General features: G+C 35.7%; 6 protein-coding genes and 1 pseudogene. 6 read left to right on the top strand and 1 reads right to left on the bottom strand.

The window, feature by feature from the left end:
• Window position 1: 1 nt before the first annotated feature.
• Window positions 2–1597, top strand: coding sequence for a class I SAM-dependent DNA methyltransferase (locus tag OL225_RS04300; protein WP_264517381.1), 1596 nt, complete (start codon window positions 2–4; stop codon window positions 1595–1597).
• Window positions 1590–2792: a restriction endonuclease subunit S gene (locus OL225_RS04295; protein ID WP_264517380.1), complete on the top strand. Its 1203-nt coding sequence runs from the start codon at window positions 1590–1592 to the stop codon at window positions 2790–2792. Before OL225_RS04300 ends, OL225_RS04295 begins: the two co-directional genes overlap by 8 nt.
• A gap of 53 nt (window positions 2793–2845) precedes the next feature.
• Here the strand turns inward: OL225_RS04295 and OL225_RS04290 are convergent.
• Window positions 2846–3255, bottom strand: a pseudogene (locus tag OL225_RS04290) (XRE family transcriptional regulator).
• Window positions 3256–3527: 272 nt separating this feature from the next.
• Between OL225_RS04290 and OL225_RS04285 the strand changes: the two are divergent.
• The 4 genes from OL225_RS04285 to OL225_RS04270 all read left to right on the top strand — a co-directional run bounded on the left by OL225_RS04285 (window position 3528) and on the right by OL225_RS04270 (window position 12872).
• Window positions 3528–4025 carry a hypothetical protein gene (locus tag OL225_RS04285; protein ID WP_264517379.1) on the top strand — a complete coding sequence of 166 codons (498 nt, stop codon included), beginning with the start codon at window positions 3528–3530 and terminating at the stop codon, window positions 4023–4025.
• A gap of 849 nt (window positions 4026–4874) precedes the next feature.
• The gene (locus tag OL225_RS04280; RefSeq protein ID WP_264517378.1) at window positions 4875–6485 is read left to right on the top strand and encodes a T9SS type A sorting domain-containing protein; all 1611 of its coding nucleotides are present in this window, start codon (window positions 4875–4877) and stop codon (window positions 6483–6485) included.
• 9 nt (window positions 6486–6494) lie between these two features.
• The gene (locus OL225_RS04275; protein WP_264517377.1) at window positions 6495–9242 is read left to right on the top strand and encodes an RHS repeat domain-containing protein; all 2748 of its coding nucleotides are present in this window, start codon (window positions 6495–6497) and stop codon (window positions 9240–9242) included.
• A 60-nt stretch (window positions 9243–9302) separates the two neighbouring features.
• Window positions 9303–12872, top strand: a complete 3570-nt coding sequence (locus OL225_RS04270) for an RHS repeat-associated core domain-containing protein (RefSeq protein ID WP_264517376.1) — start codon at window positions 9303–9305, stop codon at window positions 12870–12872.
• Window positions 12873–12876 lie beyond the last annotated feature (4 nt).

Below are 12876 nucleotides of genomic sequence, written 5' to 3'. Positions count from 1 at the left end.
AATGACGCAGGATATAACATACAAAGCTAAAACCGAACAACTAATTGACAACCTAAAAAGTGTCTGTGCTAACTTTGGTCTTGGAAATGACGGTAACGAGTTCAAGATCATATCACAGATGTTTTTATATAAATTTATAAATGATAAGTTCCATTACGAACTAAAAAAAAAGCAACAAGAACTAGGTAAAGATATTGATTCTGAACTATTAGTTGATTTGTTAGATGAAAATGTTGCTAGATTAAAACCCCATCAGTTAATTGCACATTTACATAATAATCAAAATAGTGATGATTTTGCTAAAACATTTGATGAAACATTAAGAGGTATTAGTATAGAGAATGCAGATATATATTCCATAAAATCATATTCCGGAGCTAAGGATTTACTTTTTAATGATTTAAGCGAGTTTATCACTGACCGTTCAGAGCGTGATAATTTTTGTAGAGCATTAATTAACAAATTGTTTGAATTTAACTTTGAAGAAAGTTTTGAAGATTATTTCAGTGAAAAATATGATTTCTTTAAAGATATTTTTGAATACTTAATCAAAGATTACAATTCTGATTCCGGAGGTAAATATGCTGAATATTACACACCAAATGCTGTTTCCCGTATTATTGCCAATATTTTGGTTCCGGAGCCTGTAAAGCAAGCAAAATGTTATGATCCAAGCGTAGGTTCAGGTTCCTTATTAATGTCTTTGGCTCATAAAATTGGAGAGAATAGATGTACTATTTATTCTGAAGATATTTCTCAGAAATCCAGTACTATGTTACGATTGAATCTAATTCTCAATGATCTCATACATAGTATCCCTAATGTAATTAAAACCAATACTATTTCCCAACCATTTTATCTGGAGAAGCAAAAGTTTGATTATATTGTATCTAACCCACCTTTTAAACTCGATTTTTCAGATTTCAGAGATGATTTAGAAAAGGATAATTTTAAAGAACGTTTTTTTGCAGGTATCCCTAATGTACCAAAAACAAAAAAGGAATCAATGGCTATCTATCTGTTGTTTATACAACATATTATGCACAGCCTGAATGATAAAGGAAAGGCAGCCATTGTAGTACCTACCGGATTTATTACAGCACAAAGTGGCATAGAAAAGAAAATACGTGAGCGATTAATAGACAAAGGCTGGTTACGAGGTGTGGTAAGTATGCCTAGCAATATTTTTGCAAGCACAGGTACCAACGTATCAGTATTATTTATAGATAAAAAAGCCGACAGCAAACATATTGTCCTTATGGATGCCAGCAAGCTCGGTGAAACTGTAAAAGAGGGCAAAAACCAACGTACTGTGTTAACCCGTGAGGAAGAAACTCAAATTGTAGGGACATTTAACAATAAAGAAGCCGTAGAAGACCTTTCAATAATAGTAACCAAAGAACAGATAAAAGAAAAGAATTATTCTTTTTCTGCTGGGCAGTATTTTGAAGTTAAAATAGAATATAAGGATATTACCGCTGATGAATTCAAGAATAAAATGCAAAGTTTTGAAGAACGTTTGAATATTTTATTTTCTGAAGGAAATCTTTTGGATACTGAAATTCAGAAACAATTAAAAGGATTGAGGTATGAATAGTTTGAAAAGTGTTATTGAAATTAAAAATGGAAAAATAGCTAAGCGAAATGGTTTAAAATATCCAATTTTTGGTGGAAATGGAATAATTGGTTATTCCAATGAGTATAATTATGAGAATATTATTATAATTGGTCGTGTAGGTGCTAATTGTGGCAGTGTACATAAACATTCTGGAAAATGTTGGGTTTCGGATAATGCGCTAGCTGGCTTGCCAATTAATGGATGTAATGACTTTAACTACTATCTAGTAAAATCTATTGATTTAAATAGTAAACAAATTGGATCAAGCCAACCTTTGTTAACACAAAGTATTCTATATAACCTAAGTATAAATTTTCCTAAAGAGCTTTTCATTCAACAAAAAATCGCGTCTGTTTTATCTGCATTAGATGATAAAATAGAGCTCAACAACAGCATCAATGCAGAACTAGAGCAAATGGCCAAAACACTATATGACTACTGGTTTGTACAGTTTGATTTTCCTAATGAAGAAAGCAAGCCTTATAAATCTTCAGGTGGTAAAATGGTCTATAATGAGGTTTTGAAAAGGAAAACTCCAAAAGGATGGGATGTTACTGTTTTTAATGACTGGATAGAAAAAACCAAAACAGGAGATTGGGGTAAAGATAAAATTGAAGGAAATTACACAGAAAGAGTTTTTTGTGTAAGAGGAGCAGATATTAATGGCTTAAATGGAAAAGGAGATATAAAAGCTCCCCAACGATTTATTCTAAAAAATAATCTATCAAAAAAATTACAACCAAATGATTTTATTATAGAAATTTCAGGAGGAAGTCCCACTCAATCTACAGCTCGGATAGCTTTACTTACAAAAGAGTCTTTTGAGCGTTTTGATACTAATATAGTTTGTTCTAATTTTTGCAAAGCCATTACATTAAAGGACGAAACTTATGCATATAACTTTCAGCAAGAATGGCAAAGGTTATATGATGCAGGAGTATTCTTTGGATATGAGGGAAAAACTAGTGGTATTAAAAATTTCCAATTTGATTCATTTATGGATTCTTATCATGTCGTTAAACCAGATGAAAAATTAGTAAAGAAATTTAATGTTTTTGCCACAGATTTAGAAAAGAAAAGACAATCTAATCTAAAACAAAACCAAGAACTTTCCTCTTTACGTGATTGGCTACTACCAATGCTAATGAACGGACAAGTAAAAATAGCAGATTAACAATACAAAAAGCTCAACAGAAATGTTGAGCTTTTCATTTATAATATCTTAAACTACTTATTGTCAATCAACCTCTCCAGTCTCCCTATCATCTCATCCTTCTCCTTCAACATCCTTTCATAAAGTTCCATTTTTTCTTCATGCAACTTCTTTATTTCATCAATAGGATTGACATTAAAAGTAGGTGTATGCCCTGTGTTCAGAAAAGAATCATTATTGAACGTATTAGAAATAATATTCACCGCCTGTTCCTCATCAAAATTCTGAAACGCTTCCACTGGAATTTTCAATACTTCAGAGATTCTTTTCAGTAAGAGGTCTTCAATAATTTCTTTCTGTTCCAGCAGAGAAACTTTCTTCTGGTTCTAGTCGTCCCCAAGGTCAAGAGCCAATGCCTCCTGCTTGATGCACAGCATTTCCCTAAATCGTTTCACATTGTACCCTGATGTATGTTATGTTCCATGATAAATCAACATTTATGAGGTTTAAATAAAAAAACATTAATAAAAACGCTTCCTAAAAAACAACATAATGAGCTCTAAAAGTATCCTCCTCTCCTATTTCATCATTTCCTTCATTACACACTCTTTTTTTTCTTCAAAAATTCAGAAAAAATAAACCTTATTATCCTGTTTTTATTTTCTGATGAACACGGTCTGAAAACTTTACAACAGCCACTTTTTCTATGCTTTACGCTTCTTATATTTGATAAGACAAACCCAAAAACACAAAATTATGGCATTAGACAATTTAATCAGTATAAGTTTTACTGCAGAAGAACTTAATAACCTCGATCAGGCATTGCATACTATTGAAACGGTGCTATCAGGAAAAACCATCAACCTTACTCCGGAAGAAAGGCAACAATACGGAAGTATTGCAGAGCAAAACAAACTCTTCGTCAACAAAGCTAAAATCTACATGGAGCAATATCCCCAGTATGTTCCGAACTTTTTAGATAAAGCAGAATTCGATAAGGATTATCTGGGAAGAGAACAGGTAGAACAGCGCCTGCAAATCATGAGCTCATTAACTGAGCAGCTGTCTGATACTAAAGTTTTACTGGATCACGATAACTACCACAACGCTATCACCTTCTATAGAAACATGAAATTCCTTTCAGGAGAAAATGTTCCGGGTACCAATGTTATTTATGAAGATCTGAAACAGTTTTTTGTGACAACAGGGACTTCAACCCCTCCGCCAACTCCCTCTGATGACGTAAAGAACTGATAACAATTGGTTAAACAAGTATTAATAATCGGTTCTGAAGTTCAAACACCTATTTATATAAGTATCAATACCCCCTTCCCTAAGGGGGTGTTATTATTTAAAAACTGCCTGCAGGTTATTGGTGAAGTGTCTCCAACTTATTCTAAACTCCCTGTAAACACTTGATCAACTTGTTATCGCTATTTCAAAACCGGTTTCCGATATATCAACCACGTGTTTCAGGGGCTTATTAAGTCCGCTATTGATACTTACGAAATATCAACAGACACTTTTATAAGTACCTGGAGCGACATGTGATAATGGCTGGAAATATTTTTGAGTGGTTAGAAAGTATGGTCTGAACAGGCTTTCAGAACATTACGCTTTTCCGTAAACAAAAGATCGAAATCTTTATTATCATTGCTGCATCTAACAATGATGTGTAAGGATTAATCATATGAAAACGTGTACAATTTTAAATAACACGACAGGTTCTGTCGCTTCAAAGAAATATTTTTGTATTAAATCAAAGTCATATTCGGATACATATGTTAAAAAGTGTTAAATTTGTCAGATTTTATGAATCAGTCAAATCCTGGCTAAAAAACAATAACTATGAAATTTTTATTCAATTACATTCATTCGGCGGATATTCTTCAGCTACTTTTAAAATATTTAAAATCAAGTTAATATGTACAAATTTTCATGCATATGAAATACAATATTTTTTTTCCACAAAGAATATTATTTTGAATAGTTTTGAAACATTTTACAATATAAACCAATTTGATTCTCAGAGATCTATCACCAGATAATCAGATTTAACCATGATTTATCATTACAAACAATGTTAACTTAAAAAACACGGGAATGAAAAAAATCTCTCTCAGTGCATTTATTTTATGTACAGCCTTGGGTATCCATGCCCAGGAAGTGGTATGGCAGAAAGACATCAAATCCTCTACCCAGGATTTTCTTAGCCAGATTACCACAACCATCGATCAGCAATATTTGATCACCGGAAGTTCTATACAGTCAGGAAGCGGGAAGCTGGAGGCTGGAAGTAAGCAGAATAATGGGTACGATTTTCATCTTATCAAACTCAACCAGCAGGGTGAAGAAGCCTGGGAAAAATATTTCTCGGGATCAAATCATGATTATCTGTCAGCCACTGTTACTACACAGGATGGAGGATTTTTATTAGCCGGAACTTCTTATTCAGGAAAAGGACTGGATAAAAAAGAGGATTCCAAAGGAGGATCAGATATCTGGCTGATCAGAATCAATGAATTCGGTGATGAATTATGGCAGAAAACTTTAGGAAGTTCTTCAGACGAAGAAGCCAGAGCAGTAATCCAAACTACAGACTTAGGATTCTTTGTTGCAGGGAATGTACAGAATGCTCCAAAAGGTTATGGCTCTAAAGACGTCTTAATTACCAGAATCGATAAAAACGGAAAAGAACTCTCCCAATTAATCTTAGGGGGAAAAGGCTTAGACGAAGTGGAGAAAATGATTCCAACGAAAGACGGAGGAGCATTATTGGGAATTTATTCCAGGAGTTCAGTTGTACAAAGTAAAATGTATAATGTACAAAGTCCTCAAAATACATCCGACACCCGACAACTGACAACTGTACAAAAACAAAGCGAAAACTTCGGTGAAGGAGACTACTGGATCGTCAAGTTAGACAAAAACGGAAAAGTAGAATGGGAAAAGAATTTTGGAGGCAAAGGTGATGATCATATCAGAACCCTGGCATTAATATCAAATGGTTTTGTTATCGGTGGAGAATCCAGATCAGAAAGATCAGGCAATAAAACGGTTGGACTGGAAGAAGGAACAGACCTTTGGCTGATTTCTTTGAATGAAAGAGGCGATGAACAGTGGCAGAAATCCTACAACTTCAAAAACCGTGATATTTTGATGGGAATGAGCGTTCTTCATTCTGCGGATGACAAATCTTCCAAAGGAATTTTATTAGGAGGTTACACTCAGGCAGAAGGAAGAATACAGACAGATGATGAAACTTTTTGGATGCTGTATTTGGATCAGAATGGCAATGAACAGTGGAGAAAGCATGTGAAAGGAGAATCCAGACAAAAAGAAGAGAGACTTTCAGATTTGAAGCTGAACAGAGACGGTTCTATTGTTCTTGCCGGAACCAGCGCCGAAGAACTTGGTAAAGAAAATTGGAAGATTGTGAAGTTGGGTGACAAACAGGTTGATCAGTTAATTGAAAAATATGACATTAAGATTTATCCGAATCCGGTTTCAGATTATGCTTACGTAGAAATCGGTTTTGAATTTAAAGATGCTGATATTCTGTTATATGATATGAGTGGAAGACAGCTTCAGAGTATAAAAACAAAGAACAGAGTAACTAAGATTAATACCCAGGCTTTGGTTCAGGGAGCTTATCTGGTGACAATAAAAACTGATAACAACAAAACGGCGAATGCCAAATTAATTAAGAAATAAAACATAGTAATGAAAACCTTATATAAACTATTACCATTATCCATATTAATTTTTGGTTTGGGAAAAGGACAAAGAAACTTTGGGGATACTCCTGAGCCGGTTCCTTCAGTTTCCTCTTTTTCCTCTTATGTAAACACCCCTGTTTCATTATCAACAGGTGTACCTAATATATCAATTCCTTTGTTTAGCCTGCCTACTATTAATAGCCAATTAGGAATGTCTACCGGGTTGAGTTATCATGTCGCCAATGCATCAGGAAATAAACCTGGTAGTGAGGTAGGTATCGGATGGTCGCTGGGTAGTGGAGGAAGTATATCACGCGTTGTGAACAGCGAAGTAGATGAATTTTATGATAACGCAAGTAAACCGGATTACAAGAAAAACCAGTTTGATGATGTTTACTATTACAACATTCCCGGAAACTCAGGTAAGTTTACCTTTATCAGGGATCTTACCAACAATACTTTTACCTTAAACCATATTTCAGGGAACAATATTAAAATTGAGTACACGAGAGATTCCAATACTGCCACATTGGTTTTAACCTCTTTCAAAATTACCGATGAAAAAGGATTTAAATATATTTTCGAAGATTATAGCAAGTCTTTGAATGGAACTAACTTTTACTTTAAATCAGCTTTCTTTCTTACTAAGATTCTGGATGAAAGCAATATCGAAGTTGCCAATTTTGCATATCAAAAGGATAATATTAATAAACCAGGAAGTACCACTTTATTATACCAGAGCTGTAAGCTAAAAGAAATTTCCACCGATTTTGGAAAGCTTGGTTTTGAAAATATCTATGAACCTTTGAAAGAAAAAGGATATGATGATCCTTATAAAATAAACAGTGTATCCTTATTTGACAAATACAACAGACTTATTTCCAAATATAAACTCTTTTATTCTAACGGTACCAAAAGAGAACTGAACAGTTTAGAGAAACTTAATAACAATCAGGAGAGTATTGAAAAAAGATCTTTTGAATATGATAATTTTTCATTTGTAGAGTATCAGGATATCGGAAATAATGATTATGCATGTAACAGTTATACTAAAACAGAACATACATACCGTGCTTTAAAGAAAATGCTCCATCCTGAAGGGGGATACACGATGTATAATTTCCAGTTTAACGAGGTTTACAAAGATAATAGCTCCCTTCAGCTAAACAACACTAGTTTAGCAAATCCATATTTACAGTCATTAAATGAAACAAAAAGAATATTTTTTGATACCAATCAAAGCAGTACGTATAACCTTCATGTAGATACTGCAACAACATTTTATATCGGATATTCTGTGGATGAAATATATGAAGATAAATATCCCATGCATGTTCTTCCAGTCATTAATATTAAGCTAAAGAAATCAGGAGTAGAAATTTTACCCACTACAACTACTTGCAGCAAATACAATCTTGCCCCTGGAGATTACACTTTTGAAATTAAAGGACAGGGAAACAATGCAGGTTTTGGTTACGGTAATATAGTACTTAGTACAATTACGACTGCTTCATTACCCTTCAGAAATGCCATGCAGGTTAAAACAGGAGTAAGAATTGCAAGTATTCAGCATTTTGACAGCAATAATGTTTTGAAAAAAACAACACAATATGAATATAATTCGTTTTTAAATCCTAATGATTCCAGCGGAGCGTATTATACTTCTGAAAACTGTGACGGCAACAGTGAATTTTATGATAACGGAATTGTGCTCTATAAAAATGTAAAAGAGATTTATGGAGATACGGGTAATAATCTGGGATATACCAATTATTCTTTTAAAATGCCTGGCGATTTTACTTCTACGATACCTTCTTTTCGGCCTTATTATAATATTACCTCTACCGGTCTTCTGTATAAGCAGGATGTATATAACCAGCAAAATGTAATGACAAGCTCGCAAAATACAGAGTATGTTATGGAGGATATTTCGGGAGCCCCTCAGTATTTTACCTGCTCAGGATATAATTCAAAAGCAGCGTGGATCAAGTCTGCAAAAGTGATTTCTACAACTTTCTTTGATAATGCATCAAGTCTTGTAAACAGCACAGAAACCTCTTATAGCCCTTATAATTTTGCTCCTTCAATCGTAAAAGAAACTTCTCCCGAAGGCATCATTACTGAAAAAACAATAAAATATGCATCTGATGTAGCCAATACGAAACTGATGAATGCCCGTATGCTTGCTACACCTTTACAGACAGAAACCAAAGTAGATGGACAGCTGGCAGCAAAATCAGAAACTAAATTTGACAATCCTGCCAACCTGTATCCCAGCTCAATAGTTTCTTATGACCTTAAAAGCCTGGCTCCCATCACAGAAAGCATCATTACAAACTATGATGGTAAAGGAAACCCAAGGGAAGTCATTGCAAAATCAGGAATTCCAACTGCAATTATTTACGGATATAACGGAACACAGGTCATTGCAAAAATTACAGGCGCATCTTACAATCAGATTTCCTCTCTTGCTACTGTTACAGCAGCCGTAGCTGCCTCTGATGCAGATGCTTCTAATCCGGTCAATGAGCCTGCTTTACTTACTGCTCTGGAAAATGTAAGAAAAGACCCTGCTATGAAAGAGTATTCTATTACTACCTATACCTATGATCCGCTTATCGGGACCACCTCAGTGACCTCACCCAACGGAATAAGGACAGTGTACAGGTACGACAATTTCAACAGACTGCAGAGGCTTGAAGATAAAGATGGGAACATTCTGAAAGATTACGAATACAACTACAAACATTAAAAGTGATGAGTGAATATTTAAATATACATCTAAGCTTTTACTCTTTAACATAAAAAAATCATGAAAAGAATTTTAAATATATTCAGCATATTGTTTGTAGCAGGATCATCTTATGCACAGACAAGCCCCAGTACTACAGAAAATTATATACAGACCAGAACCTATCTGGAAAAAGTAACCACTTCAAGCCCTGGTGCCAGACAGGCTCAGACCGTTCAGTACTTTGACGGATTAGGAAGAGCTGTACAAACCATTGATGTGAAAGCAACACCGGCTGGGAAAGATATTGTAACACCTGTTATTTACGATGAATTCGGAAGGCAGACCAAAAGCTATCTTCCGGTTCCCCAGCCGGGAACACAGGGAGGAGCCATCTACAGTGCTCCGTTAAATAATGCCACAGCTATTTACGGAAACGAAAGGATCTATGGAGAAAAAGTCCTGGAAAATGCTCCTGCAAGCAAAATAAAACAAGTGACACCTATCGGAAATGAATGGGCCCTACATCCCTCAACATTTACCTATGCTGCCAATACCACCGGGGAAGTAATATGGTTCAGTGCACCTACTTCCGGTTCCGTTATTTACAAAGGGAAATATCCAGCAGGTACATTGTACAAGAAAACAGCAACGGATGCAGACGGAAACCTTACTATTGAGTTTTCCAATGGTCTGGGACAGGTTATTCTGGCAAGGAATAATGATGATACCAAAAATATAGATACTTATTATGTATACAATGAATATGGCCAGCTGGCTTATGTAATTCCTCCTCTAGCTGTGAAAGATGCTGCGCCGGATCAGACAGCCCTGGATAATCTTTGCTACCAGTATCAATATGATGGGCAGGGAAGAATGATAGAGAAAAAACTTCCGGGCAAAGGTCGGGAATATATGGTCTATGACAGGCAGGACAGGCTGGTTGCTAAGCAGGATACTGAATTAAAGAAAAAGGGACAATGGCTGTACACCAAGTATGATCAGTTTGGAAGGGTGGCCTTCACAGGCATCTTTTCAGGAGCGGCAAGATCTTCTGAACAGACTTTGGCTGATGGTTTTGGTTCCAATAATACCAAAAGAACAACTGGTGCTTTCTTTAACAGAGAAGGAATGGATGTTTTTTATGATCCCAACGGAACTTATCCTGATACCGGCTGGGTAAAGCTATTGTCCGTCAACTATTATGACACTTATCCCCAGTACAGCTTCAATCCGGCATTTCCGGCAGCAATATTAGGAAAACCTGTTATTTCTGACGTACAGAATACCAGTATAAATACTAAAAACCTTCCGGTGGTAAGTCTGGTTAAAAATATTGAAGATGATAACTGGACGAAAAACTATGTGTATTATGATGACAGAGGAAGAACTATCGGAACCTATTCTGTCAACCATCTGGGAGGTTATACCAAAACGGAATCAGAACTGGATTTTGCAGGGGTTACGAAGCAGTCAAAAGTCTACCATAAAAGACTCCCTTCAGATCCGGAAAAAGTTATTACCCAGACTTTTGAATACGACTCACAGAACAGGTTAAAGAAACAATGGCATCAGGTAAATAGCCAGCCGCAGGAACTGTTATCAGAGAACAGCTACAATGAATTGTCGCAGCTTTCCAATAAAAAGGTAGGAAATAACCTGCAGAGTATTGATTACGCTTATGATATCAGGGGTGCAGTTATTAAAATGAATAATCCGGCCGTCCTTAATGGGAAATTATTTGGATATGAGCTGAAATATACCAATCCTTTAGGAACTTCATCAAAATATAACGGGACTATCGGAGAAGTAGACTGGAAAACAGTTACTGATAATGTACTGAGAAGGTATACCTATGAATATGATGGGTTAAACAGGCTGAAAAAAGCATTGTATTCTGAACCAGGTGCATCCGTTCCACAGAATGGTTTCTATAACGAAACTATAGGATATGATATGAACAGCAATATCACTTCCATCAAGAGAAATACAGGTTTGTCGGGAATTGCGTCTCTTATGGATGATCTGACTTACAATTATACCGGGAACCGGTTAAACGCTGTTACAGATGCTTCGTCCAATTACAGCGGGTATCCTGATGTATCAGGAAGTATCATTTCTTATGATGACAACGGAAACATGACAAACCATCTTGACAAAGGTATACTACAAATAGATTATAACTTATTGAACCTTCCGGATTATGTAAAGTTTGACACTTCATACAGATCCCATGATACCTCAGTACTTTACAATGTCAATACCAGGTATACCTACCGCGCAGATGGCACCAAGATAAGAAAAGTATATACGTATGGATCAGGAAGGGGACAGTTTGAAGCGGCCAATATTGTAGATTATCTGGATGGTTTTCAGTACGAAGGAGACGATATTGTAGGTAGTGCTTTACCGGTTCCGGCACTAAAGTTTGTTCCTACAGCAGAAGGCTACTATGATTTTGAAAATAATAGGTATATTTACAGCTATACTGACCATCTGGGAAATGTACGCCTCAGCTATTTTAAAAATGCCGGTGGCAGTGCAGAAGCTCTTGAAGAAAACAACTACTATCCTTTTGGATTAAAGCATTTGGGATATAATAATGTAGGTGGAAACCCATCTTACAATTATCAATACAACGGTAAGGAATTACAAAAAGAAACCGGATGGAATGATTACGGTGCCAGAATGTACATGGCTGACATCGGAAGATGGGGAGTAATAGATCCTTTAGCAGAAACAAGCAGAAGATTTTCGCCATACACTTATGCTTTAAACAATCCTGTCAGCTTTATAGACCCAGATGGAAGAAAAGCTGCGATGCCTTATGAAGCCAGTGACATGGCTCCTCAGCATCCGAACTCCGGATGGTGGATGGGCATTGCAGGAGATGGATACAGAATGCCAGCAACAGGCATGGGACGTGGTGGCGGACCATTTGCAGGAAACCTTCCAACATTTGGAGAAACACAGGCTTATAGAGATTTGATGGCATCTATCAAAAATGGAGGAGACTTTTCGCTTAAAACCAAAAACGGCTATATGAGCTGGTGGACAGGAGGAGCTTTGGGAGATGCTACAACAGCTCAGGAGATGGTAGGACATATGATGAAGTTTGAAGATAAAACTTTAAGTGATAGTTATTTTGATGGATTTGTAGGAGGAGCTCAGTCATCTTGGAATTATATTAAAGGGCAATTTTTTGGAGAAAGTTATTGGAATGGGCTCGCTAATACTTTTACTTTAGGAGCTTATGGAACAGTAAAAACACTTAATAGTTTAATAGATATTACGAGTAACATTCCTAATTATACCTCAAATGATTATTCATACGGTGCAGGGTACTTAACAGAAAAAGCTGCTGAAGCAATAATATTAAGAGAAGCTGCTGAAGTAAATCCTTTTGGATTTAGAGGGGGATATGGATTTAAAATTGGAAAAGTAGAGTTTTTATATTCTAATCCTAGTGTTGGTGGTGGAACAATATTTTCATATGTTTCATCAACAAACAATAAATTTAGATTAGATTATCATGGATTACCATCATTAAATAAAGGTAATACTTTACATTTTCATACAAATTATTGGGGTTATACTAATTCTCCTCATAGAAGTTTAAATCCATTTCGTTGGGGACAACCTATAAAATAATATG

The sequence above is a fragment of the Chryseobacterium viscerum genome (assembly GCF_025949665.1).
In the GTDB taxonomy this organism is placed as follows: Bacteria; Bacteroidota; Bacteroidia; order Flavobacteriales; family Weeksellaceae; genus Chryseobacterium; species Chryseobacterium viscerum_A.
Note: the sequence above shows the minus strand (reverse complement) of the source record. Positions and strands in the feature narration are given on the sequence as shown.

What these genes read in the sequence shown, in the direction of transcription:
- OL225_RS04270 (WP_264517376.1), top strand. Translation starts at nt 9,303, where the DNA reads ATGAAAAGAATTTTAAATATATTCAGCATATTGTTTGTAGCAGGATCA.
- OL225_RS04295 (WP_264517380.1), top strand. Translation starts at nt 1,590, where the DNA reads ATGAATAGTTTGAAAAGTGTTATTGAAATTAAAAATGGAAAAATAGCT.
- OL225_RS04280 (WP_264517378.1), top strand. Translation starts at nt 4,875, where the DNA reads ATGAAAAAAATCTCTCTCAGTGCATTTATTTTATGTACAGCCTTGGGT.
- OL225_RS04285 (WP_264517379.1), top strand. Translation starts at nt 3,528, where the DNA reads ATGGCATTAGACAATTTAATCAGTATAAGTTTTACTGCAGAAGAACTT.
- OL225_RS04300 (WP_264517381.1), top strand. Translation starts at nt 2, where the DNA reads ATGACGCAGGATATAACATACAAAGCTAAAACCGAACAACTAATTGAC.
- OL225_RS04275 (WP_264517377.1), top strand. Translation starts at nt 6,495, where the DNA reads ATGAAAACCTTATATAAACTATTACCATTATCCATATTAATTTTTGGT.